Annotated in this window: 19 protein-coding genes and 1 other RNA gene; 17 read left to right on the top strand and 3 right to left on the bottom strand. The window is 66.4% G+C overall.

Going from position 1 to position 23,123, the window contains the following annotated elements; all coding sequences use genetic code 11:
* Positions 1–3: 3 nt before the first annotated feature.
* From EBS11_RS02420 to EBS11_RS02455, 8 genes are all read left to right on the top strand, one after another.
* Complete coding sequence (locus EBS11_RS02420) at positions 4–975, top strand: PilW family protein (protein WP_290600382.1); 972 nt, start codon at positions 4–6, stop codon at positions 973–975.
* Between the two features lie 3 nt (positions 976–978).
* The gene (locus EBS11_RS02425) at positions 979–1,629 is read left to right on the top strand and encodes a pilus assembly protein (protein ID WP_290600264.1); all 651 of its coding nucleotides are present in this window, start codon (positions 979–981) and stop codon (positions 1,627–1,629) included.
* Entirely contained in the window at positions 1,626–5,495 is a 3,870-nt protein-coding gene (locus tag EBS11_RS02430; RefSeq protein ID WP_290600265.1) for a PilC/PilY family type IV pilus protein, read from the top strand. Before EBS11_RS02425 ends, EBS11_RS02430 begins: the two co-directional genes overlap by 4 nt.
* 360 nt (positions 5,496–5,855) lie before the next feature.
* Positions 5,856–6,296 (top strand): type IV pilin protein, encoded by a 441-nt coding sequence (locus tag EBS11_RS02435; protein WP_290600266.1) that lies wholly within the window; start codon positions 5,856–5,858, stop codon positions 6,294–6,296.
* Between the two features lie 134 nt (positions 6,297–6,430).
* Positions 6,431–6,949, top strand: a complete 519-nt coding sequence (locus EBS11_RS02440) for a GspH/FimT family protein (protein ID WP_365954710.1) — start codon at positions 6,431–6,433, stop codon at positions 6,947–6,949.
* Between the two features lie 319 nt (positions 6,950–7,268).
* A complete protein-coding gene (gene ribD, locus EBS11_RS02445) occupies positions 7,269–8,369 on the top strand; it encodes a bifunctional diaminohydroxyphosphoribosylaminopyrimidine deaminase/5-amino-6-(5-phosphoribosylamino)uracil reductase RibD (RefSeq protein WP_290600270.1) in 1,101 nt (366 codons plus the stop codon).
* A gap of 181 nt (positions 8,370–8,550) precedes the next feature.
* A complete protein-coding gene (locus EBS11_RS02450) occupies positions 8,551–9,189 on the top strand; it encodes a riboflavin synthase (protein ID WP_290600272.1) in 639 nt (212 codons plus the stop codon).
* A 157-nt stretch (positions 9,190–9,346) separates the two neighbouring features.
* Positions 9,347–10,741, top strand: coding sequence for a hypothetical protein (locus EBS11_RS02455; RefSeq protein ID WP_290600274.1), 1,395 nt, complete (start codon positions 9,347–9,349; stop codon positions 10,739–10,741).
* A gap of 179 nt (positions 10,742–10,920) precedes the next feature.
* On the opposite strand, the gene EBS11_RS02460 is transcribed toward EBS11_RS02455, so the two are convergent.
* Positions 10,921–11,346 carry an OsmC family protein gene (locus EBS11_RS02460; protein WP_290600275.1) on the bottom strand — a complete coding sequence of 142 codons (426 nt, stop codon included), beginning with the start codon at positions 11,344–11,346 and terminating at the stop codon, positions 10,921–10,923.
* A gap of 463 nt (positions 11,347–11,809) precedes the next feature.
* On the opposite strand from EBS11_RS02460, the gene ribBA reads away from it, so the two are divergent.
* The 3 genes from ribBA (at position 11,810) to nusB (ending at position 14,148) form a co-directional block, all read left to right on the top strand.
* A complete protein-coding gene (ribBA, locus tag EBS11_RS02465; protein ID WP_128140071.1) occupies positions 11,810–12,931 on the top strand; it encodes a bifunctional 3,4-dihydroxy-2-butanone-4-phosphate synthase/GTP cyclohydrolase II in 1,122 nt (373 codons plus the stop codon).
* 172 nt (positions 12,932–13,103) lie between these two features.
* A complete protein-coding gene (ribH, locus tag EBS11_RS02470) occupies positions 13,104–13,586 on the top strand; it encodes a 6,7-dimethyl-8-ribityllumazine synthase (protein ID WP_290600384.1) in 483 nt (160 codons plus the stop codon).
* Positions 13,587–13,677: 91 nt separating this feature from the next.
* Positions 13,678–14,148: a transcription antitermination factor NusB gene (nusB, locus tag EBS11_RS02475; protein WP_215405451.1), complete on the top strand. Its 471-nt coding sequence runs from the start codon at positions 13,678–13,680 to the stop codon at positions 14,146–14,148.
* 222 nt (positions 14,149–14,370) lie between these two features.
* Here nusB and EBS11_RS02480 read toward each other — a convergent pair whose 3' ends face one another.
* Entirely contained in the window at positions 14,371–15,180 is an 810-nt protein-coding gene (locus EBS11_RS02480) for a lytic transglycosylase domain-containing protein (protein ID WP_365954683.1), read from the bottom strand.
* A 585-nt stretch (positions 15,181–15,765) separates the two neighbouring features.
* Here EBS11_RS02480 and ubiD point away from each other — a divergent pair.
* Together ubiD and ffs are read left to right on the top strand one after the other, a co-directional pair.
* Positions 15,766–17,250, top strand: a complete 1,485-nt coding sequence (gene ubiD, locus EBS11_RS02485; RefSeq protein ID WP_290600281.1) for a 4-hydroxy-3-polyprenylbenzoate decarboxylase — start codon at positions 15,766–15,768, stop codon at positions 17,248–17,250.
* Between the two features lie 231 nt (positions 17,251–17,481).
* Positions 17,482–17,580: signal recognition particle sRNA small type (ffs, locus tag EBS11_RS02490), an RNA gene on the top strand.
* Between the two features lie 59 nt (positions 17,581–17,639).
* On the opposite strand, the gene EBS11_RS02495 is transcribed toward ffs, so the two are convergent.
* A complete protein-coding gene (locus tag EBS11_RS02495) occupies positions 17,640–18,293 on the bottom strand; it encodes a DUF2987 domain-containing protein (protein WP_290600282.1) in 654 nt (217 codons plus the stop codon).
* A 173-nt stretch (positions 18,294–18,466) separates the two neighbouring features.
* Here EBS11_RS02495 and dnaX point away from each other — a divergent pair, with 173 nt between their 5' ends.
* The 4 genes from dnaX to EBS11_RS02515 are packed head-to-tail and all read left to right on the top strand — an operon-like array spanning position 18,467 to position 23,034.
* On the top strand, positions 18,467–20,800 hold the full coding sequence (gene dnaX, locus EBS11_RS02500) for a DNA polymerase III subunit gamma/tau (protein WP_290600283.1): 2,334 nt from the start codon (positions 18,467–18,469) through the stop codon (positions 20,798–20,800).
* A gap of 41 nt (positions 20,801–20,841) precedes the next feature.
* A complete protein-coding gene (locus EBS11_RS02505) occupies positions 20,842–21,168 on the top strand; it encodes a YbaB/EbfC family nucleoid-associated protein (protein ID WP_034759121.1) in 327 nt (108 codons plus the stop codon).
* Positions 21,169–21,215: 47 nt separating this feature from the next.
* Positions 21,216–21,806 carry a recombination mediator RecR gene (gene recR / locus EBS11_RS02510; protein ID WP_034786598.1) on the top strand — a complete coding sequence of 197 codons (591 nt, stop codon included), beginning with the start codon at positions 21,216–21,218 and terminating at the stop codon, positions 21,804–21,806.
* 7 nt (positions 21,807–21,813) lie between these two features.
* Positions 21,814–23,034 carry a CaiB/BaiF CoA-transferase family protein gene (locus tag EBS11_RS02515; protein ID WP_290600288.1) on the top strand — a complete coding sequence of 407 codons (1,221 nt, stop codon included), beginning with the start codon at positions 21,814–21,816 and terminating at the stop codon, positions 23,032–23,034.
* Positions 23,035–23,123: the final 89 nt, after the last annotated feature.

Genomic DNA, 23,123 nt, shown 5'->3' on the forward strand with positions numbered 1-23,123 from the left:
GGCATGCGGGGCGGGGGAGCCAGCAGGCGCCGGGGCATGGGTCTGGTTGAATTGCTGGTGGCCATGGCGCTTGGCGCCTTGCTGCTGCTCGCCGCCAGCGCCGTGCTGCTGGCGGCGAGCAGCAGTTATGCGGAGCAGTCGGCCGGCGCGCGCCTGGACGACAACGGCCGCTATGCGCTCGACGCCATCGCCCGCGCCGTGCGCCAGACGGCATACGTGAACTGGGACGGCGATGCCGCGCCGCTGTTTCACGCCAGCGAAGACAGCGCCAATATCGCCGGGCTCGACGCGCATGGCCTGGGCAAGAACAGCGAGGGCATCAGCCAGGCCTTGCCCGACGTCATGCATGGCAGCGACGTGCTGGCCTTGCGCTATGACGGTGCCGGCGCGGACGAGGGCGGCGACGGTTCCGTCCTCAATTGCGCCGGCTTCGGCGTGGGCGCCGCGCACACCGAGGCGCAGCGGGGCTGGAGCATCTTCTACGTGGCGCAGGGGGCCGATGGCGAGGGCGAATTGCGCTGCAAATACCGTGGCGCGAACGGCTGGGGCGCGGATGCCATCATCCGCGGCGTCGACGGCTTCCAGGTGCTGTATGGCCTCGATACGGATACGCCGCCCGATGGCGTGGCCAACCGGTACGTCAACGCCAGCTGGCTCGATGCCGCCGACGCGGCGCTGCTGCTGGCGGGCGAGACGGCGGCCGAACGGCAGCGCGACTTTCACCGCCGCACGCACTGGAAGCGCATCGCCGGCGTGCGCGTGGCGCTGCTGCTGCATGGAGAAGCGGGCGCGGCGGGCAAGCTTGAGGACATGGGGCCGGCGCAGTTCGACCTGTTCGGCAAGGCGTATGCCGAGGCGCAGGGCGCCGGCGACCCGGGCGCGCGCGTGCTGCGGACGGCATTTCCGCCCGCCCTGCAGGGACGGCGGCGGCAGATCGTGCAAACGAGCATCATGCTGCGCAACGGGCCGGAATAGGCGATGCGTGCCCCTGTCCGCCGACGGGCCGTGTCCGTGTACATGTGTGGCGCGACCCTCGTGTACGTGCTGTGCCTGCTGGTCGTGATCCTGCTGCTGGGCGTGTCGGCGGCGCGGATGGCCTTGCAGGCAGAGAAGGCGGCGCGCGGCGCGCGTGACCGGCATGTCGCCTTCCAGGCGGCGGAGGAGGCATTGATGGATGCGCAGAACGATATCGAAGGCTTGCCCGGCGCACCCGGACGCAGCGGCCTGTTCGCGCCGGGCAGTGCGGCGGGCTTCGCGCAGGCTTGCGGCCAGGGGGATGAACTGGGCTTGTGCCTGCCTGCGGCCAAGGGCGCGCCGGCCCTGTGGCTGACCATGGAGTTGGATGCGGCCGAATCGGCCGGCGGCGCCAGCCGCTCGGTGCCATATGGCCAGTTTACGGGCGCGGCCATGCAGACGGGGCAGGGCTTGCTGCCCGCGCGCCGGCCCCGCTACATCATCGAATTGCTGCCATTTCATGCGCCGGGCGAAGAGGCGGGGACGGCGGCCGGCAGTCTCGCCACGGAAAACTATGTGTACCGCATCACGGCCATCGGTTTCGGCGCGCAGGACGGCACGCAGGTGGTGCTGCAAAGCTACTACCGCAAGCAGGCGGCCGGGGCGGTGCCATGAGGGTGCCGCCCTCCGCCGTGCGGCGCGCCGGCCGGGCCTGGCTGGCGCTGCCGCTGTTGTGCCTGGGCTGCCTGGCCGGCCCCGCGCTGCCGGCCGCCACGCCCACCGTGGCCCTGGAGCGTGCCGACGTGGGTTTGCGCGGCGCGCGCGTGCCGCCGAACCTGCTGCTCAACCTGTCGCTCACGCATGCGGCGGCCGCGGCGGCCCATGGCGGCGACTATGCGCCGCAGCGCGAGTACGCGGGCTACTTTCATGCGCGCATGTGCTACAGCTATCCCTATCTCGGCAAGGGCGGTGCCCTGCAGCCCGACTTGCGCGCAGCGACCGCTTACTTCTCCGTGCTGAAGCAGGCCGACGCCCTGCATGGCTGTGGCGGGGATAGTTTCAGCGGCAACTTTCTCAACTGGGCCAGCACCAGCATGCTCGACCTCGTCCGTTATGCCTTGACGGGCGGCGACCGCGTCATCGACGAAGTGCGCAGGACGGTGCTGCAGCGCGCCTATCTGCCCGACGGCGGCGCCGGACCCGATTTTTTCGCCCATCCCGTGTTTTTCCCGCGCAAGGTGCTGCGCGAGGGCGTCGCGGCCGCGACGCCATTTGCGCTGGCGCAATTGTCCATCGTTTCCTGCCGTAACCGCCTGCTGTTCGGCGATGGCAGCTTGCCTCCGGGCGGCAGCTGTGATGACCCCGGCGCCGCCGGCGCGCACGGCGTGTTCCTGGCGCGCGTGCGGGTATGCGACGCGGACGAGGGACCGCTGCGCGACGACTTGTGCCTGGCGTATGGCAAGAACTACAAGCCGGCGGGCGCCATCCAGCGCCATGGCGGCAGGGTGCGCGTGGGCGTGTTTGGGCACTTGAACGGCAAGCCGGCCGGCACGGCCCAGGCATATGGCGGCGTGCTGCGCACCCCGCTGCACCACGCGGGAGCGCAGCGCTGGATGGCGCCCGACTTTGTGCCGCAAGACAATGCCGATGCCGAATGGAATCCCGTCAATGGCGTGTATGCGGCGCATGGCGGCGGGGTGACCGCTTACATCAATGGCCTGGGCCGCGGCAATGCCGGGCGTCCCGGCGCCTATGCGGGGGCGGCGCCGCTGGCCGAACTGCTGTACGAATCGCTGCGCTACCTGCAGGGACGGCAGGCCAGCCCCGTGGTGCCGCCGGCGACGTCCCCGCCTGCCATGGACGAGGGCTTGCCAGTCGTCACACTGTGGAGCGACCCGCAGGCGGCCAGCTGCCAGCGCCAGGTGGTCGTCAGCCTCGGCGATGCGGGCCTGGCGGGCGACCGCTACGTGCCCGGCAACGTGCCCGTCCGCCCCGCGCCTGGCGGCGGCAACGACCGTGCGCGCGCCGTGGACGGATTTGTGCCGCCGCCGCTGGACGCGATGGCCTGGACGCGGGCCGTGGGCAAGCTGGAAAGCGACGGCGGCCAGGGCAATCCAGCACCGCTTCCCGCCCTGGCCGGACTGGAACTGCAGGCCGAAGCCACGGGCGGCGCCAGCTACCATGCGGCCGGGCTGGCGTACTGGTCGCACGTGCAAGCCCTGCGTCCCGGCCGGAGCACCGGCGCGCCGACGGTCGACCATTACGCGGGCGACTTGCGCCAGGGCGATCCGGCGGCCGGGCCGGACGTCACGCCCTTGCTGCTGGCAGCCAAGTATGGCGGTTTCCAGGATGCCAATGGCGACGCCAATCCCTTCCGGAGCGCCACCGGCAGCGCGCTGGCGGAATGGAGCATGGACGGGCGCCGCCCCGCCCATTACTTGCCCGGCAGCGATCCGCCCGCCCTCGTCGCGGGCTTGCGTGCCGCCTTCGCGGCGGCGGACCAGGGCACGGATCCGCTGGCGCTGCCGGGTCCTGCGCTGGTGGCGCTGGCCAGCGGCACGGAAGAGGCGTACTGGTTCCACACGCAGCTGCGCCTGGCCGACGGCGGCATGAGCCTGTCGCGCAGCGGGCTGGCCGTCGGCGGCGAGGGCGGCCTGGCCATCGGCAAGACGTGGTGGCAAACGGGGGAAGTGGCGGCAGCGGCGCCTGCGGTCCTGCGTCCCGTGTACACGCCCGGCGCCGGGGGCGCCCTGGTGCCGTTGGCGTGGCAAGCCCTGTCGGCGACGCAGCGGGTAGCGTTCGACGGCGGCGATGGCCAGGGCGAGCGGCGGCTGGCGTATCTGCTGGGCAAGCGGACGGACGAAGCGGGCCAGCCGGGCGGCGTCCTGCGGCGCCGCTCGGGCAGCCTGGGCGCGGCCCCGTATGGCAACCTCGTCTACGTGGGCGCGCCCGCGCCAGGCATGCCCGGCGTCGGCTATGGCGCGCACCGCAAGGCCCTGCAACAGCGGCGAAAAATGCTGTACCTGGGCGCCAATGACGGCTTGCTGCACGCCTTCGATGCGCGCACGGGGAATGAACTGTTTGGCTATCTGCCGCAAGCCCTGCTGCACGGCGCGGCGGCGGCTGCAAGCACTCACTACAGCCCCGGGCCCTTGCTGGACGGGGCCGCCGCCACGGCGGAAGTCCTGGCCGCAGGGCGCTGGAAGACGGTGCTGGCATCCGGCATGGGCGGCGGGGCGCAGGGCGTGTTTGCGCTCGACATCACCGACCCGGCCCGCTTTGCGCAGGATGGGGCACTGTGGGAGTTTACGGACCGCGACGACAAGCTCATGGGTAACGTGCGCGCGCCGCCCGGCTTTGCCCGCATCAATATGGGCGGCAAGGATGGCGCCGTGGCCTATCGCGACTTTGCCGTGGTCAGCAGCGGCTACAACAACTACGCTGACGATGGCAAGGAAACGACGGCCCCCGCATCGGCCGCCGCCATCTTCCTGCTGGCGCTGGACAAGCCGCCCGGCGCGCCCTGGCTGCTGGGCAGCAATTATTTCCGCCTGAAAGTGCCCGTGGCCAACAGTGGCACCAACAGCGGCGCAGGCGATGGTGGCCATGACACCGATGCCGCGCCGCTTGCCCACGCGCTGGGGCCGCCCGCGCCGGTGCCGGGAACGGATGGCGCGCTGGCCTGGATGTATGCGGGCGACTTGCAGGGCAATCTCTGGCGCTTCGAGATGGCTGGCGGTCCGCCGTGGAAGGATGGCGTGGGACGCAAGCTGATTTTCGTCGCGCGCGACGGGCAGGGACGGCGCCAGCCTATCACGCAGCAGGTCAAGGTGGCTTACGCGCCGGGCGGCGGTTATCTGCTGCTGTTCGGCACGGGCAAGCTGGTCGAGGCGGCCGATGCCTGGCCCGGCGCCTTCCTGTCGCAGGCGTTTTATGCCGTGCATGACGATGGGCAGGACGGGTCGCCCACGCTGGGCAGGGCCGACCTGGCGCCGCGCCGGCTGGATGCGGCGGACGGGGGCGTGCGCGTCGATGGCGCCGAGGTGCGCTACACGGGTAGCGGGGCCATGCGCGGCTGGTATGTCGATTTCCTTGATGTGGCGCAAACGGGCGAACGCAGCATCACCAGCCCCGTGCTGGCGGCGGGACGGGTGATCTTCAATACCGTCCTGCCTGGGCGCGATGCTTGCGCCAGGCCGGCCACGCGCCTGTATGCGCTCGACGTGCTGAGCGGCTTTGCCGCCGACGATGGCGGCCTCGTGCAGGCTGGAGCCGTGACGGGGCGCTTGCTCGATGGCCTGGCGCGGGCGCCGCCCCAGGTGCTGGAATTGGGCAGCAGCGTGGGTGCCGTCGCGCCGACGGGCCGCGCCGGGGAGCGCAAGACGCTGGCCGTAGTGCAGCCCGGTCTGCCTGGCGCGGCGGCCGGGCCGCTGCCCGGCTTCAAGTTCGTCAGTGCGCCGCTGCCCGCCCGGCGCCTCAGCTGGCGGGAAGTGGCGAACTGGCGCGAACTGCATGAAGCGGCGCAGAAGAAAGCGCCGTGAAAGTACCGTGGACCGCTGCGGCTGCATGAGGGTACGCAAGGGGCACAGGTGCGCAGGCGCGTGGCCGAGGGGCGCAGCGTGCCGCTGCGGGTGAAGCGGGCAGCAGGCGTCCCGCGCGGCAAACGGATGGGAGGGCGGTATATGCGCACGACATGGCGGAGGATGATGGCATGCTGGTGCGGCCGCGCGTGGCAGTCCCGGCCGGCGCGCGGGCAGGCGCATGCGCTGGCGTACAGGCAGGTGCGCAGGCCGCCGTACCGGCGGCCCGGGCAATGCTGGCAATGCCGGCAACCCCGGCGGCAGCTTGCGTTGCCGCGCCCGACCAGTCGCGCCGGCCCGCCCGCCGGTGGCGCTTCCGCCATGCCGGGCTTCAGCCTGATCGAACTGCTGGTCGCGCTGGCCATCGCGGGTCTGCTGCTGGCGCTGGCCGTGCCCGCCTATCATGGCCATGTCGTGCGGGCCAAGCGGGTGCAGGGCCAGGCAAGCCTGCTGCGGCTGATGCAGCAGCAGGAGCGCTATTACTCGCAAAACAACCGGTATCTGGCGTTTTCCGCCGCGTCGGCCCCGCTGCAGGCGCAGCTGTTTCCCTGGTGGTCCGGCGACGGGCCGGCCGCCAGCGCCTATGAAATCGAGGCGCTGGCCTGTCCGGCGTCGACGATCGGGCAATGCGTGCTGCTGCGCGCCTTGCCGGGCACGCCGAAGGTGGACGTCCGCTTTCACGATCCCGAGTGCGGCGTCCTGTCCCTGGACAGCACGGGCCAGCGCGGCAGCAGTGGCCCGGCCAGTCATTGCTGGCCCTAGCCATGGACGGCCTGCCTCCCATCACCAGCGCTGGCATGGGCGCACACGGTGCCGGGTGGCGGCGTGCAAGCGTCCCCTGCCGCGCCCGGCCGCCCCGCCGGCAGCCATGGGGGACGGGGCTGACCTTGCTGGAAATGCTGGCGGTCCTGGCGATCGCGGCGCTGCTGGTGGCCGCTGCCTTGCCCAGCCTGCAGCAGGTGCTGGCGCGCCAGCAGGTGCGCGCGGCGGCCACGGACCTGTTTTCCGCCATTGAATTGACGCGGGCGCAGGCGATGGCGCGGGGCCGGCGCGTGCTGCTGGTGCCGGCCGGCCCCGGCGGCACGGACTGGCGCATGGGCTGGCTGGTCTTCATCGACCGGAATGCCAACCTGGCCTACGATGGCGACGACGAGCTGCTGTTCCGCCAGGGACCGCTGCCCGCCGGCATCACGGTCCAGTTCGCGTTTTCGTCCGCCACGGCACCGTTGTATATCGCCTACAATGGCGCAGGACGCAGTTGCAGCGCCACCAACAGCCTGGCGGCGCGCTGGGGCACCTTGAGCCTCGCTTTGGGAAAACAGGTGCGCCATATTAAAATCAATATGCTGGGCAGGGTGCGCGTATGCGACCCGCAGCTGCAGGCAGCCAATTGCAGCGGCGTGGCCGACGGCTAGGGTGGCCCCGGTGAACCCTGCGTGGCGCTTCGTGCGGGTTGATGTGCATCAAACTGATATGCATCAAACCTGTGGCGATGGCGATGGCGATGGCCGCTGCCGCTGCCATGCCGTCCCGGCGCAGGCAGCCGGGCTTTTTTGACGGGCGTCCTGGCCGCACCGGGCAAGGCCATGGCTTGCCGAGGCGGTGGCCGGCGGCGTCCGCGCGCCGGTTGCGGCGACGCCGGCAGGGATGCGGGACCGGTTGACAGAGCGCGCCGCGCGAGCCGTGGCGCTGCGCCCGCCATTTTTAATGACTCACCTTCAAGCGATAAAGCCTGTGGAAATACTCAATGATATCGATGGCATGCGCCTGGCGCTGGAATGGGCGGCGCGGGGCTTGTACACGACCTCGCCCAATCCCCGCATCGGCTGCGTGATCGTCAGGGATGGCCAGGTGATCGGCGCCGGCGTGACGCAGGCGGCGGGGCAGGATCATGCCGAAGTGCAGGCGCTGGCGAATGCGGCCGCGCGCGGCAACGACGTGCGCGGCGCCACGGCCTACGTCACCCTGGAGCCGTGCAATCACCATGGCCGCACGCCGCCGTGCTCGGATGCGCTCGTGCGCGCGGGGCTGGGCCGCGTCGTGGCCGCCATGACGGACCCGAACCCGCTGGTGGCGGGGCAGGGGCTGGCCAAGCTGGAAGCGGCCGGCATCGCCGTCACGACGGGCGTGCTGGCGGACGAGGCATATGAAATGAATATCGGCTTCTTTTCGCGCATGCAGCGCGGCAAGCCGTGGGTGCGCATGAAAACGGCGGCCAGCCTGGACGGCATGACGGCCCTGCACAATGGCCAGAGCCAGTGGATCACGGGGCCGCAGGCGCGCGCCGACGGCCACGCCTGGCGCGCGCGCGCCTGCGCCATCCTGACGGGCATCGGCACGGTCAAGGCGGACGATCCGCAACTGAACGTGCGCGCCGTCGAGACACCGCGCCAGCCGCACCGCATCGTCATCGACAGCCGCCTCGACATCAGCCCCGATGCGCGCATCCTGCAAGGGGGCGGCACGTGGATCGTGGCGGCCGTCGCCAACCCGGAGAAGCAGGCGCAGCTGCAGGCGCTGGGCGCGGAAGTCATCCTGTTGCCGAACGCGGCCGGTAAGGTGGACCTGGCCGCGCTGATGCTGGAACTGGGACGCCGGCAAATCAATGAAGTCCACGTCGAGGCCGGCTCCAAGCTGAACGGCTCGCTGATCCGCGAAGGCTGCGTCGATGAATTGCTCGTGTACCTGGCGCCTACCTTGCTGGGCGACGCGCAAGGCATGTTTGCCTTGCCGGCATTGACGGATCTCAAGCAGCAGCGGACTTTGCAATTTCACCAGGTTCAGCAAGTGGGCGAAGATTTGCGTATCCTTGCAAGATTCGCCCAGCGCAATTAAAACGCCTAACAAAACCGTAGCGAGCGGAAGGAAGGCCCGGCGCCCCCCTTGGCCCGAGCAGCGCAGCAGTACGGAGTACGGGGTCGCCGCGGCAGTGAGCATCGCCGGCCGCAAATGACGGCGCACAGCAGGTTTTGACAGGCGTTTTTACTACTTTCATAATTTTTATAAGGTTAGCTCCATGTTTACAGGAATTGTTGCCGCCATTGGCAAAATTGAAACCGTGCAGCCGCTCGACGGCGGCCTCGACGCAGGCGTGCGCCTGACCATCCATGCGGGCGGCTTGCCGCTGGCCGATGTGGCCCTGGGCGATTCGATCGCCATCAATGGCGCCTGCATGACGGTGGTGGAAAAGTCGGACACGGGCTTTGCCGTCGATGTCTCGCGCGAAAGCCTCAATTGCACCGTGGGCCTCGACACGCCCACGGAAGTGAACCTGGAAAAAGCCCTGACCCTGGCCGAGCGCCTGGGCGGCCACCTCGTGTCGGGCCACGTCGACGGCCTGGGCATCGTGCGCAAGTTCGAAGCCGTGGGCGAATCGTGGGAACTGGTCATCGAAGCGCCGCACGCGCTGGCGAAATACCTGGCCTTCAAGGGTTCCGTCGTCGTCAATGGCGTGTCGCTGACCGTCAACCGCGTGGAAGACCTGGGTGCGGGCGCCATCGATGGCTGCCGCTTCTCGATCAACCTGATCCCGCACACGATCGCCATGACGACCCTGAAGCACCTGACGGTCGGTGGCAAGGTCAACCTGGAGATCGACCTGATCGCCCGCTATGTCGAGCGCATGCTGTCGCTCGACAGCAAGGCTGCCGCCTAAGACGCGCTTGCCGCACCCCGCCGGACCGCCCCGCATGCGCATGCGGCGGGCGCTCCGGCGCATTCCGTCCCGATCGTGACGAGTCGCCAGATTCCAAGCGTGTGTTGCTTTTCCCCGGGACGCGCATACTATGAGTTTTCCGCAGTGGAGGAAAACCATGGAGCCGATTTCGCGCGCCACCTTGCCCAATGTCATACCGGCCACGCCCCGCGTGGGCGAAACGGCGCCGCTGTCGCCAGCCGCGCCCGTACCCGCTGCCGGTGCCGCGGCTGCCATTCCCCTGCTGTCGTCGACCCAGGTCGACCTCTCCCCGCTGGGCCAGTTTTTGTCCGGCGTGGCCCTGTCGCGCCGGCAACTGCTCGCCTTGCAGGGCGCCACGGAGCAGGCTGGCGCGGCCGCTGTCCCCGTGAATGTCCATGACGACTTGCTGGCGCTGGCGCGGCAGCTGACGGCATCGTTCGCCCAGCTGCAAACGAGCGGCATCGATGCCAGCCAGCTGGCGTCGGCGGGCGACACGCCGGGCAGCCTGGCGCAGCGCTACGACCTGTTGTCGGGCGACGGCACGACGGGCGCGGCGGCCGCACTGGCGCAGGACGGCAGCCTGCTGACGCAGGCGGGACTGGCCCGCATCGGCGTCGACTTGCGCAACGAGGACGTGGATGCCGCCACCTTGCAGGCGGCATATGCGGCCGACAGCGCTGCTACCCTGGATGCCTTGCAGCAGGGAACGGACGTGCTGGTGCAGGTGGGGGCCGTGCTGGCCCGGCAGCAAGGCGTGCCGGTGGCGGCCGCTGTCGAAGCGGACCTGGCCGGCGGGACTGTCCCTGCTGCTGCCGCGCTGGCAGGGCAGGTGGCGGCCGTGGCGCAAGGGGAGCCGCCGCAAACGGCGGCTATTGCACAGAGGCAACTCGAACTGCAGCAGCAACTGGAAGCGGAAGAGCTGAACCTGGACTTGCAGGGGCTGCGGCCCCAGGCGCCGGCACGGCAGGCGGCCGATGCGCCGGAGTCGCTGCAGGCGCAGCAGGCGGACAGCCAGCGCGCGGATGCCCTGCGCCAGGGCAGTGCCGCCCTCGATGCGGACCTGCAGGCCCGGCAGCAGGAAGCGGCGCGGGTGGAAGAGTTGCGGCAAGGACAAGTGCAGCAGATGAGCTTGCAGCAGCAGGCGCAGGCGGCCGCAGATGATGCGGCACGGGCGCAACTGGCGGCCAGCGACGCGCAACTGGCGGCCCAGGCGGCGGCCGACCGGGCGCAATCCTTGGCACGCGCAGCGCAGGTGCAGGCCGATGCGGGCGTGGCGGACACTGCGCAAGCCCAGCTGGCGCAGCAAAATGCGCAGGCGCAAGAACTGGCCGCGCAAAACGCGGGCCAGGCCGTGCCGCCGCCGTCGTCGCAAGACCCGTCCGTGGCGGCCGCCATCGCCGCCTATAACCTGAACAATGCAGCCCTGAATCCCGGCCTGATGAACCGCCCCCTGCCGGCCAGCGCCTCGCAAGCGCCCCTGGTGGCGCCCGTCGCGCCGGTGGAACCCGTCAAGCCCGTGCCGAAGATCTAGAACGCTGGGCATAAGCTGCCGCGCGCCGCCACGGGCTGCCAGCCATCGTCACTGCCCCGGCATGCCTTGGCGTGCCTGTGCCAGGTCCGGTTTCCCGGCCAGCGGCGGTGCCGGGCCCGCCAGGGCCGGCCCTGCCACGGGCGGCATGCCCGCCGGCACAGGCCGGTGGCGGGGGACCGTCACGGCAGCAGGGTGGCGTCCAGCGTGATATTTGCTTTCAGTAATTTCGACACGGGGCAGCCGGCCTTGGCCTTGCCCGTGAGTTCCTCGAACTTCGCCTGGTCGGCGCCGGGAATCTTCGCCTTCAGGGTCAGGTGGACGGCCGTGATGGCGAAACCGTCATCGACCTTGTCGAGGGTCACGTCGGCCGTCGTTTCCATCTTTTCCGCCGTCAGGCCCGCTTCGCCGAGGATCAGCGACAGGGCCATGGTGAAGCAGCCCGCGTGGGCAGCGCCGATCAGTTCCTCGGGATTGGTGCCCGGCTTGCCTTCGAAGCGGCTGGCAAAGCCGTAGGGATACTCCTGCAAGGCGCCGCTGCGCGTGCTGATGGCGCCCTTGCCATCCTTGATGCCGCCTGACCAGATGGCCGATCCGTTGGTTTTCATGCTGCCGCTCCTGTATGGGGATAGTGCGAAACATAAGAAAACGCCCGCTGCGGCGGGAACCGCGGGGCGCGGAGAATGACTCTGTGTGCTGCCCCGCCCATCTTATGCTCTTCGCAAGGCGGGCGGCGCGCGTTTTGCCGCTGCCGTTTGCGCTGGATCGAGGAATCGGCGTTTTGTGGCCCGGGGGCGGTGTCTGTGTGGCGGCGCTGTCTTATTTCAGGTCTGCAAGCGCTAAATCCTTTAAAATAGCAGGTTATAAGAAAATTCCCGGAAATTCGCGGAATATTCGCACGCGATGTTTCAGTTTCAGTTTTTAGTTTCATTAACAACGCCCGGCAACACCGTCGCGAGCGGCAGGGGGGAGGTGGCTGAGAAGCGCAAGCGTACGCAGGTACGGTGCGCATCGCACGCCGCCTGTCCCGACGCGCAGCAGCTTGTGCCAGGCGTCCTCAGAGGATGAATAATGTCAATATCCAGCACCGAAGAGATCGTCGCTGAACTGCGCGCCGGCCGCATGGTGATACTGGTCGATGAAGAAGACCGGGAAAATGAAGGCGATCTGGTGCTTGCCGCCGATTTCGTGACGCCGGAAGCCATCAATTTCATGATCACGCATGCGCGTGGCCTGGTCTGCCTGACCCTGACGGAAGAGCGTTGCGACGAGCTGAACCTGTCGATGATGACGTCGCGCAACGGCACGGCCTATGGCACCAACTTCACCGTCTCCATCGAAGCGGCCGAAGGCGTGACGACGGGCATTTCCGCCGCCGACCGCGCCAAGACCATCCAGGTGGCCGTGGCCAAGGGCACGCAGCCCAGCGATATCGTCCAGCCCGGCCATATCTTCCCCCTGAAAGCGCAAAAGGGCGGCGTGCTGATGCGCGCAGGCCATACGGAAGCCGGCTGCGACCTGACGGCCATGGCCGGCTTGACGCCCGCGTCCGTGATTTGCGAAATCATGAAGGATGACGGCACCATGGCGCGCCTGCCGGACTTGCTGGTGTTTGCTGAGCAGCATGGACTGAAGATCGGCACGATTGCCGACCTGATCCATTACCGCAGCCAGACGGAGTCCCTGGTCGAGCGCGTTGCAGAACGTACCCTGCACACGGCGCACGGCGAATTCCGCCTGATCGCCTTCCGCGACAAGCCCAGTGCGTCGGCCCACCTGGCCCTCGTGCATGGCGACCTGGCTCCCGGCCTGGAAGCGCTGGTGCGCGTGCACCAGCCCGTTTCCCTGCTGGACGTGCTGGAAAGCGAAGCGACCACCCACTCGTGGACGGTGGCCGCCTCGATGGCCGCCATCAAGCAGGCCGAGCGCGGCGTGATGGTCTTGCTGAACTGTGGCGAGACGTCGAGCGAGCTGTTTGCCCAGTTCGCCGCGCTGGACACGCCGCAAGCCAAGCCGAAAGGCCGCGCCGCCAGCATGGACCTGCGCAGCTACGGCATCGGCGCGCAAATCCTGCGCGACCTGGGCGTAAGCAAGATGCAATTGCTGGCCAGCCCGCGCAAGATGCCGTCGATGGTCGGTTTCGACCTGGAAGTCACGGGTTTTCAGTGCCATCCGGGCCAGACGCCTGACTAAATCTACTGCGCGTCGCGATTTGCGGCCTGTGATGCTCACTGTACCTTCGTACAGTTGCGCTTCTCGACCACAACTCACTGCCGCTCGCTACGATTTTGTCAGGCGTCAACGTAGAGTAAACGATGGCGGCATGTGCGTGCCGCCCTGAACCACCAGATTAAAGAGGCATATGATGAGCGTAGGAACGTATGAAACCAATTTTGCCGGCGAAGGTTTGCGCGTCGGTATCGTCCAGGCACGATTCAATGAAATCGTCGGTGGTGGCTTGCTGTCGGCATGCCTGGAAGAGTTGAGCAAGCTGGGCGTGGCCGATGAAGATATCCTGCACGTGACCGTGCCGGGCGCCCTGGAAATCCCACTGATTCTGCAAAAAATGGCGGAAACCGAGCAATTCGACGCCCTGATCGCACTGGGCGCCGTGATTCGCGGTGAAACCTACCACTTCGAGCTGGTATCGAACGAATCGGGCGCGGGCATCACGCGCGTCGGTCTCGATTACGGCATCCCCGTCGCCAACGCCGTGTTGACGACTGAAAACGACGAGCAGGCGGAAGTGCGCATGCTCGTCAAGGGAGCCGAAGCGGCACGCGTGGCAGTGGAAATGGCCAATCTGGCGCAAGCGCTGGAAGAGTTGCAAGACACAGACGAGGATTGATCGTGCTTGCGCCGCAGTGTGCTGCCTGGCAGCGCGCCGCGGTATTCGTCACTATTTGCAGTAAATACGTATTTAAGAACAGGTAACAATCATGACTGAGAAAAATTTGCTCGCCAATCCCAGCAAGAACCGCACGCCGCGTCACCGCGCGCGCGAGTTTGCGCTGCAGGGCTTGTACCAGTGGCTGCTGAACAATGAAGACGCGACCACCGTCGTGAACAATATTCGCGCCGCGCATGGCTTCGACAAGGCCGATGGCGATCATTTCACGGTGCTGCTGTACGGCGCCATCAAGGACTCGCTGGCGCTGCGCGACAGCATGGCTCCCTTGATCGACCGCAATATCGCGGAACTGTCGCCCATCGAACACGGCATCCTGCTGATCGGCGCATTCGAGCTGAAGAACAACATGGAAATCCCGTACCGCGTCGTCATCAACGAAGCGGTCGAGCTGGCCAAGTCGTTCGGCGGCATCGATGGCCACAAGTACGTGAATGGCGTGCTGGACAAGCTGGCAGTGAAATTCCGCGAGGAAGAAGTCAACGCCAGCAAGCGCAAGTAAGATAGCAGCTTATCCTGCGGCGCAGGCCGCAATGGATGTAAAAAGGGCAGACTGAAAAGTCTGCCCTTTTTGCTGTCGGAGTGATGTGCATTAATGCATCGGCGCCTGTTCAAACCGTAGCGAGCAAGCTCGATATCGGGTTGAGTAACGCAGCTGTACTGGAGTACAGCGAGTAACGCCGACCCGAGAGCGGGCTGCGCAGCAGGTTTGAAGAGCGCGCTACTACAGGCCGGCGATCTCGTTGTGTGGGAGTACTTTGATGGTGATACCGCTTTCCGCGGCAGGGGCCTTGGCTGGCGCCGGCGTGTTCGAGGCCATCACCGGGGTGCTGGTCGGCACGCGCTGGCCGGCGGACACTTGCTTCAGGCGGCGGTATTCGGCCAGCACGCGCGAGCCGTAGCCCGAGTCGGTGGCGAAGTTGGCGGCGCCCACGTAGGTTTTCAAGCCCGCTTCGACGGAACCGCCGCGCGTGACGTAGTCCTTCAGGATCAGGGAGCCGACGCGGATGTTGGCGACCGGATTCAGGGCCGCTTGCACGCCGCCCATTTCCTGGAAGCGCTCATGGTGCACTTTCGACATGACCTGCATCAAGCCCTGTGCGCCGACGGGGCTTTCCGCGAACGGGTTCAGGCCCGATTCGATGGCCATCACGGCCAGGATCAGCAGGGGGTCGAGCTTGATTTCACGGGCCGTCAGGTAAGCCGTCGAGACGAGCATATTGGTCGCGTCGTTGGCCACGCGGTAACGCTTGGAGAGCCAGTCCGTCACCCATTGCTGCTGCTTTTTCGTGCCCAGCAGGGCTTTTTCTTCCTTCGTCAGCGGTGCTTCGTTGACAACGGCCGTCTGCACGGAAGCAGGCGCTTCCATCAGTGCCGACAGGGCCGGTGCTTCGACGGCTTGTGCCTCTGCCATCGGCAGCGGGAACAGGCTGTGCGTCAGTTGCTTGCCCAGCTCAGGGCGGAACATCAGCAGGGCGATCAGTGCCAGGGCGGAAATGCCGAAGACTGTCAGGGTGTGTTGTGCGGTGGTCAAGACACCACGTGCCGAAATGGCTTGTGCGCGGGCGCGCAAACGCGCCAGTGCTGGCTGGCCAGCCACGGTTGAAGCAGGTAATGCTGCTTCGGTGCTACGATGAGTCATAGAGTTCCCCGAAATGTCGCGTCAACAGGCAGTCCCTCCGCGGTCTCGCGGTGTTGTGGGTACTGCCAATGCCGTGCATCAGAAATATCATCGTTTCCGCCGCGTATGGATGCGTGCGAGAAACGCCGTCATTGCTTGCTTGAGCTGATCGGTCCGCATTGGTATTGGATCAGTCGCAATACAACTTTTACCGGGGGTAAGGCAGACGCCTTTTGAAAACACTCCTTAAAATGTCATGTGGAGCCCCGACTCCGTGAATGAGAGAGAGACGCTAAAATCAAGCCCTGGGCCGGCGTCCTCTTTCAAGTTGGGCGAATTGTAGAAGCCGTTTTATATCAAGTCAATACTAACGAATCGATTCTTTATTACTTTTATGTCTTACTTTTTGACTTGCATTGTGCCAAAAGCCAATAAAATCAATTACTTGGCATAGATCCTTCAGCAACGGCGTCCGACGTCAAAAAAAATTAAAAACACATGAAATATTCAGATTTGCGAGATTTTATTTCTCAACTGCAACAAATGGGTGAACTTAAGCCCATTTCGACGCCCATTTCGCCGTATTTGGAGATGACGGAGGTATGCGACCGCACCTTGCGCGCGGGCGGACCGGCCTTGCTGTTCAACAATCCGACGGGGCACACGATGCCCGTGCTGGGCAATCTGTTCGGTACGACGCGCCGCGTGGCGCTGGGCATGGGCGCGGAAGATGTCGGCGAACTGCGCAAGATCGGCCACGTGCTGGCGCGCCTGAAGGAGCCGGAGCCGCCGAAGGATTTCAAGGACTTGCTGGGCCTGGGCTCGCTGGTGAAATCCGTGTGGGACATGTCGCCGAAGGAACTGCGCGGCGCCAAGTGCCAGGAAATCGTCTGGGAAGGCAATGACGTCGACCTGGCGCGCCTGCCCATCCAGCATTGCTGGCCCGGCGACGTCGCGCCCCTGATCACCTGGGGCCTGGTGATCACCAAGGGCCCGAACAAGAAGCGGCAAAACCTGGGCATCTACCGCCAGCAGGTACTGGGGCGCAACAAGGTCATCATGCGCTGGCTGGCGCACCGGGGCGGGGCGCTGGATTTCCGCGAACACGCCATCCAGAGCAAGGGCAAGCCGTATCCGATCGCCGTCGCGCTCGGTGCCGATCCCGCTACTATATTAGGCGCCGTCACGCCGGTGCCGGACAGCCTGTCCGAATACCAGTTCGCCGGCTTGCTGCGCGGCAGCCGCACGGAGCTGGTGAAAGCCATCGGCAGCGAGCTGCGCGTGCCCGCGTCCGCTGAAATCGTGCTCGAAGGCCATATCTACCCGGATGAAAACCATCCGAGCGGCTATGAACACGCACTGGAAGGGCCGTATGGCGACCACACGGGCTACTATAATGAGCAGGACAGTTTCCCCGTGTTTACCATCGACCGCATCACCATGCGCCGCGACCCCATCTATCACTCCACGTACACGGGCAAGCCGCCCGACGAGCCGGCCGTGCTGGGCCTGGCCCTGAACGAAGTGTTCGTGCCCCTGCTGCAAAAGCAGTTCAGCGAAATCACGGACTTTTATCTGCCGCCCGAAGGCTGCAGCTACCGCATGGCCGTGGTGCAGATCAAGAAGCAGTACGCGGGCCACGCCAAGCGCGTGATGTTCGGCGTGTGGAGTTTCCTGCGCCAGTTCATGTATACCAAGTTCATCGTCGTCGTCGACGAGGACGTGAACATCCGCGACTGGAAAGAGGTCATCTGGGCCATCACCACGCGCGTCGATCCCCTGCGCGACACGACCCTGGTCGACAACACGCCCATCGACTACCTGGACTTCGCCTCGCCGATCAGCGGCCTGGGCAGCAAGATGGGCATCGATGCGACGAATAAGTGGCCGGGCGAAACGACGCGCGAGTGGGGTACGGTGATCGCCATGACGCCGGAAGTGAAGGCGAAGGTGGATGGCATCTGGCAGGAACTGGGGCTGTAGGCACTGCGTAGCTCGGTTTGGCGCTTGCGCGCAAGCCGAGCTTGCGGCGCTTGCATGCTCCTGGCCTGCATACTCAGCAGTGTCGGCTGACGGCCTGCGCCTGCTGTCAGTGCCAGGCAAGCGGAGAGCCGGGGTCAGACCCGCCGGGTCCGACCCCGGATTTTGCCTTGGAGTTTGCATGTTCACGCAGCAACTTCCCCAATCTTGCGCAGACCGGGTATAATTGTCCCCGGCGGGCCCCTGCGCATCGTGGCATGGCTAACCTGGTCAGGTCGGGAACGAAGCAGCCACGGCTATTAACCATGAGTGCCGCAGATCAGGCTCGCCTCCTTCGGGAAACAATATAAAAGCTGCCACGGGCAGCTTTTTTTGTTTCCGCCCTGCGGCCATTACTCGTCGCTCAGTTCCGCCTCGACGGGCCGCTCGCTGGCGAGCATGGCTGGATTGTCCTTCAGCAGGGTGGCGTCCGGTTTCAGCGCGATCTGGTGCTGCGCATCCGTCGTCCATACTTTGTTGCCTACCGTCAACTGCGCCGGCTTGCCGAACTTGAATACCACCGACTTGATCGTGGGCGCAAACATGCTCAGCGCGCCCGCCATCTTCTTGATGGCCTGGTTCATCTGCGCCACGCTGCCCATGACGGCCGCGTAGTTCCATTGCAGGCCATCGGGCAGGGCCGTGGTGGCCGTCAGGCTGACCTTGGACTTTTCACCCTTGGGCAGGCTCGTCATGATCTGCGTGTCGTCGCTGAGCCAGGCGGGATTCGGTACCAGGGCCATGCGGTAGTCCGGCGACAGGGCCGGCAGGGGCAGGCGCTCCTTGCCTTTGACGGCCGTCAGGATCACGTCGGACGGCTTGTAGCTTTTGTTGTCCGGCTTGACGGTGATAAACAGGCGCAGCTTGTCGCGCTCGGCGGCAGGCAGGGCGTAGAATTTGTCGATGCGCAAGTCCTCGATCAGTTTCTTGTACGGCACCCATTCGCGCTCGTCGGCATGGGCGCACAGGGGCAGCAGGAGCAGGGGAAGCAGGACGAATTTTTTCATTTTTATCAAGTTAAAGGAAAAGCAAATTCTATGCTGGCCGTGCGGATTTCGCCAATCCCGGCGCAGCTTGTTACAATTGTTCTTTTATTGCCTCTGTGCTGCACCTGACGCCGCTTTTCCGGGCCGGCGCAGGATAGGCCCTTCGCACCCGCTATCTACGGTAAAATCTCAGCATGTCCTATCAAGTCCTCGCCCGTAAATACCGCCCCAAGAATTTCGAGACGCTCGTCGGCCAGGAGCACGTCGTGCGCGCGCTCACGCATGCCTTGCACAGTGGCCGATTGCATCACGCCTACCTGTTCACGGGCACGCGCGGCGTCGGCAAGACGACCCTGTCGCGCATCCTGGCCAAGTCGCTCAACTGCATCGGTCCCGATGGCACGGGCGGCATCACGGCCCAGCCTTGCGGCGTGTGCGAAGCGTGCACGGCGATCGATGCGGGACGTTTCGTCGACTATATCGAGATGGATGCGGCGTCGAACCGCGGCGTCGATGAAATGGCGCAGCTGCTGGAGCAGGCGGTCTACGCGCCCAGCAATGCGCGCTTCAAGGTCTACATGATCGACGAGGTGCACATGCTGACGAACCATGCGTTCAATTCCATGCTGAAAACGCTGGAAGAGCCGCCCGAGCACGTGAAATTCATCCTGGCCACGACGGACCCGCAAAAGATACCCGTGACCGTGCTGTCGCGCTGCCTGCAGTTCAACCTCAAGCAGATGCCGCCCGGCCACATCATCAGCCACCTGGACAATATCCTGGGACAGGAAGGCATTACCTTCGAACAGCCGGCCTTGCGCCTGCTGGCCCAGGGCGCCCACGGTTCCATGCGCGATGCGCTGTCCCTGACGGACCAGGCCATCGCCTATGCGGCCGGCGCCGTCACCCTGGATGCCGTGCAAGGCATGCTGGGCGCGCTCGACCAGTCGTACCTGGTGCGCCTGCTCGACGCGCTGGCGCAGCAGGACGGCGCCGACTTGCTGGCCGTGGCCGACGAGATGGCGTCGCGCAGCCTGTCGTATAACGGCGCCCTGCAGGACCTGGGCACGTTATTGCACCGCATTGCGCTGGCGCAAACCGTGCCCGCCGCCTTGCCGCAGGATCTGCCCGAGTACGCGGACATCGTGCGCCTGGCAACCGCGTTCGACGCGGAAGAAGTGCAGCTGTTTTACCAGATCGCCGTACATGGCCGCAATGAACTGGGCCTGGCGCCCGACGAATACGCGGGCTTTACCATGACCTTGCTGCGCATGCTGGCCTTTCGGCCAGGCATAGGCGGCGCCGATGGCGTGCCGGCCGCACCGGCCGCAGCCACGGGCAATCGTCCCGCTGCTGTCGCCGCCGCGCGCGCCGCGGCAGGAGCGTCCGTCCCGGCCGCCCGCGCCGCCACGAACAGCGTGGCCAGCCATGCTGCCGTGACCCCGCCCGCCGTCGTGGCCGCCGCTGCCGCCAGCATGGCGCGCAGCGACGCGCCGCCGCCGCGTGCGGCGATGCCAGCGCCGGCACCTGTCTCATCGCCGGCGCCCGCACCAGCGGCGCCGCCGCCAGCCGCGGCTCCGACGGCTCCGGCCGCAGCGGCACCCGCTGCCCCGGCCGCATCGGGCGCGCCCATCAGTTCCGCCCGCGCCGCCATCAATGCGGCGCTGGAAGCGGCCCGCGCCGCCTCGAAAGGCCGTCCCGGCAGTGCGCCGTCGGCGCCATCGTCGGCACCGAAGCCGGCTGCTCCCGCGCCGGAACCGGTTGCCGCAGCGCCAGTCGCACCTGCCGCGCCAGTCCAGCCGGCACCGCCGCCGCCACCGGCTGCCGCGAAAGCACCGGCGCCGTGGGACGATGCGCCACCCGTGGCCGTGATGGAAGCTCCTGCGTCCGCGCCGGCACAGCAGGCGCGTCCTGTCGCGCCGCCGCCGCAAGCGCAGCAGCAGGATGACGATTTGCCGCCGTGGGTCACCGAATTTTCCGACGACAGCGCTTCGGCTGCCGTGTCGGCGCCCGCCAATGCGCCCGGCGAACAGCCCGCCGTCGTCATGCCGCAGCGTGCCGCCAAGCAAGCCGCGCCCAGCGGACCGTATGTGATCACGCCCGTGCCGGGCCTGGACTGGGACGGCAACTGGCCGGCCGTCGCCGCCGTGCTGCCCTTGCGCGGCGTGGCCCAGCAGCTGGCCGTGCAGGCCGAGCTGATCGAATGCCTGCACGACGGCCACAGCACGACGTTCCGCCTGCGCGTGCCCATCGATACGTGGCGCAGTCCCGCCAACGTGGAAAAACTGGCGGCCGCGCTGACCGAGCGCTTCGGCCGCAAGGTCAGTGTCGACACGGAACTGGGCGCCGTCTGGTACACGGCCAGCGCGGAAGCGCAAGCCCACCGCGAGGCGTGCCAGCTGCAAGCGGAAGAAACCATCGCCAGCGACCCCTTTGTGCTCGACATGAAGCGCGCATTCGACGCTTTTGTCGTGCCGGGAACGATTACCCCTGCACCGGCCGGCTCCGCCGCGCCGACCCTGCATTGATGATTAACACACTCACAAACTGAATTGAACGGAGCATTCTCATGATGAAAAATCAACTGGCTGGCCTGATGAAGCAGGCGCAAGCAATGCAAGACAACATGAAAAAGGCCCAGGAACAACTGGCGCTGGTGGAAGTGGAAGGCCAGTCCGGCGCCGGCTTGGTAAAAATCGTCATGACGTGCAAGAACGACGTCAAGCGCGTTTCCATCGATCCATCCTTGCTGGCCGACGACAAGGACATGCTGGAAGACCTGGTGGCTGCCGCCTTCAACGACGCCGTGCGCAAGGCGGAAGCGACGTCCGCGGAAAAAATGGCAGGTTTGACTGGCGGCATGAACTTGCCAGCCGGCTTCAAAATGCCATTCTGATGCAATACCGCATGCGCTCGATCTGTGGCACGGGGCAAGGTTGATCCATGTCCAAGTCGCTTGAATTCCTGACCGAGGCGCTGCGGCGCCTGCCCGGCGTCGGCCCCAAGTCGGCGCAGCGGATGGCATTTCATTTGTTGCAGCACGATAGGGAAGGCGCGGCCATGCTGTCGCGCGCCCTGTTCCAGGCCGTCGATGCCGTGCATCACTGCGGCCTGTGCAATACCTTTACCGAACATGAAGTGTGCGAGACCTGTCTCGACGAGGAGCGCGACAAGCGCTTGCTGTGCGTGGTGGAAACGCCTGCCGACCAGCTGATGATCGAGCAGACCTTGACCTACAAGGGCCTGTATTTCGTGCTCATGGGACGGCTGTCGCCGCTCGACGGCATCGGCCCGAAAGATATCCACCTCGAAAAATTGCTGAACCGCGCCAACGATGGCGTGGTCGGTGAAGTGGTGCTGGCCACCAACTTCACGAATGAAGGCGAAGCGACGGCCCACTACATCAGCGAGATGCTGAAGGCGCGGGGCTTGCGCGTGAGCCGCCTGGCCCGCGGCGTGCCCGTGGGCGGCGAACTGGAATACGTCGACGCGGGCACCATCGCCCGCGCGATGCTCGATCGCAGGGCAACCTGACTACAACATGACAGACGCTTCCGCATCTTCCGGCCCCCTCCAGGGCATCAAAGTCCTGGAGCTGGGCACCCTGATCGCGGGGCCGTTCTGCGCCCGCATGCTGGCCGAATTCGGCGCCGACGTGATCAAGATCGAGTCGCCCGATGGCGGCGACCCCATCCGAACCTGGCGCGTGCTGAAGGATGGCACCTCGCTGTGGTGGTCGGTGCAGGCGCGCAACAAAAAAAGTTTAACGCTGAACCTGAAGTCGCCGGAAGGCCGGGCCATCGCCCGCCAGCTGGCCCTGGAAGCGGACATCATCATCGAGAACTACCGTCCCGGCGTGCTGGAAAAGTGGGACCTCGGCTACGAGCAGCTCAAGCAGATCAAGCCTTCCCTCATCATGGTGCGCCTGTCGGGCTTTGGCCAGACGGGGCCGATGAAGGACTTGCCCGGCTTCGGCGCCATCGGCGAAGCTATGGGCGGCTTGCGCTATGTGTCCGGCTTTGCCGACCGCCCGCCCGTGCGCGTGGGCGTGTCCATCGGCGACTCCGTGGCGGCCCTGCACGGCGTGATCGGCGCCATGATGGCCTTGCGCCACCGCGACGTGACGGGCGGCGCGGCGACCGGCGAAGGGCAGATGGTCGACGTGGCCCTGTACGAATCCGTGTTCAATCTGATGGAATCGCTGGTGCCCGAGTACGACCAGGCGGGCGTGGTGCGCGAGCGCACGGGCGGCTCCCTGCCCGGCATCGTGCCCTCGAATACCTACACGACGGGCGATGGCGAAAACATCGTGATTGCCGGTAATGGCGACGCCATCTTCAAGCGCTTGATGCTGGCCATGGGCCGCATCGACATGGCGGGCGACCCGCAGCTGGCGCGCAACGACGGCCGGGTGGCGCGCACGCAGGAAATCGACGACGCCATCGGCGCCTGGTGCGCCACGCACACGATAGACAGCGCGCTGGCCGTGCTGAAGGCGGCCGACGTACCCGCCGGCAAAATCTACTCCGTGCGCGACATGCTGAGCGATCCGCAATTTCTCGCCCGCGACATGTTCGAACAACACCATTTCGCCGACGGCACGCCCGTCAAGCTGCCCGCCATCAGCCCGAAACTGTCCGCCACGCCGGGCAAGACCCAGTGGCTGGGACCGGCCCTGGGCCAGCACAACGACGAGGTGCTCGCATCGCTGGGTTATGATGCCGCCGCCATCGCGCGGCTCAAGGCCGGCGGGGTGGTGTAGGTTTAGCTTGGTAAATCATTGTGCCCCCAGGCAAGGACTGGGGTCGGACCTTCAGGGTCCGACCCCGGACTCCGTCTTTGGGTTTTATT

This window comes from Janthinobacterium sp. (assembly GCF_009923995.1).
Taxonomy (GTDB): domain Bacteria; phylum Pseudomonadota; class Gammaproteobacteria; order Burkholderiales; family Burkholderiaceae_D; genus Janthinobacterium.

Excerpts from the sequence above, each read along its gene's own strand:
- EBS11_RS02420 (WP_290600382.1), top strand. The coding sequence starts at position 4 with ATGCGGGGCGGGGGAGCCAGCAGGCGCCGGGGCATGGGTCTGGTTGAA.
- EBS11_RS02425 (WP_290600264.1), top strand. The coding sequence starts at position 979 with ATGCGTGCCCCTGTCCGCCGACGGGCCGTGTCCGTGTACATGTGTGGC.
- EBS11_RS02430 (WP_290600265.1), top strand. The coding sequence starts at position 1,626 with ATGAGGGTGCCGCCCTCCGCCGTGCGGCGCGCCGGCCGGGCCTGGCTG.
- EBS11_RS02435 (WP_290600266.1), top strand. The coding sequence starts at position 5,856 with ATGCCGGGCTTCAGCCTGATCGAACTGCTGGTCGCGCTGGCCATCGCG.
- EBS11_RS02440 (WP_365954710.1), top strand. The coding sequence starts at position 6,431 with ATGCTGGCGGTCCTGGCGATCGCGGCGCTGCTGGTGGCCGCTGCCTTG.
- EBS11_RS02450 (WP_290600272.1), top strand. The coding sequence starts at position 8,551 with ATGTTTACAGGAATTGTTGCCGCCATTGGCAAAATTGAAACCGTGCAG.
- EBS11_RS02455 (WP_290600274.1), top strand. The coding sequence starts at position 9,347 with ATGGAGCCGATTTCGCGCGCCACCTTGCCCAATGTCATACCGGCCACG.
- EBS11_RS02460 (WP_290600275.1), bottom strand. The coding sequence starts at position 11,346 with ATGAAAACCAACGGATCGGCCATCTGGTCAGGCGGCATCAAGGATGGC.
- ribBA (WP_128140071.1), top strand. The coding sequence starts at position 11,810 with ATGTCAATATCCAGCACCGAAGAGATCGTCGCTGAACTGCGCGCCGGC.
- ribH (WP_290600384.1), top strand. The coding sequence starts at position 13,104 with ATGAGCGTAGGAACGTATGAAACCAATTTTGCCGGCGAAGGTTTGCGC.
- nusB (WP_215405451.1), top strand. The coding sequence starts at position 13,678 with ATGACTGAGAAAAATTTGCTCGCCAATCCCAGCAAGAACCGCACGCCG.
- ubiD (WP_290600281.1), top strand. The coding sequence starts at position 15,766 with ATGAAATATTCAGATTTGCGAGATTTTATTTCTCAACTGCAACAAATG.
- EBS11_RS02495 (WP_290600282.1), bottom strand. The coding sequence starts at position 18,293 with ATGAAAAAATTCGTCCTGCTTCCCCTGCTCCTGCTGCCCCTGTGCGCC.
- dnaX (WP_290600283.1), top strand. The coding sequence starts at position 18,467 with ATGTCCTATCAAGTCCTCGCCCGTAAATACCGCCCCAAGAATTTCGAG.
- EBS11_RS02505 (WP_034759121.1), top strand. The coding sequence starts at position 20,842 with ATGATGAAAAATCAACTGGCTGGCCTGATGAAGCAGGCGCAAGCAATG.
- recR (WP_034786598.1), top strand. The coding sequence starts at position 21,216 with ATGTCCAAGTCGCTTGAATTCCTGACCGAGGCGCTGCGGCGCCTGCCC.
- EBS11_RS02515 (WP_290600288.1), top strand. The coding sequence starts at position 21,814 with ATGACAGACGCTTCCGCATCTTCCGGCCCCCTCCAGGGCATCAAAGTC.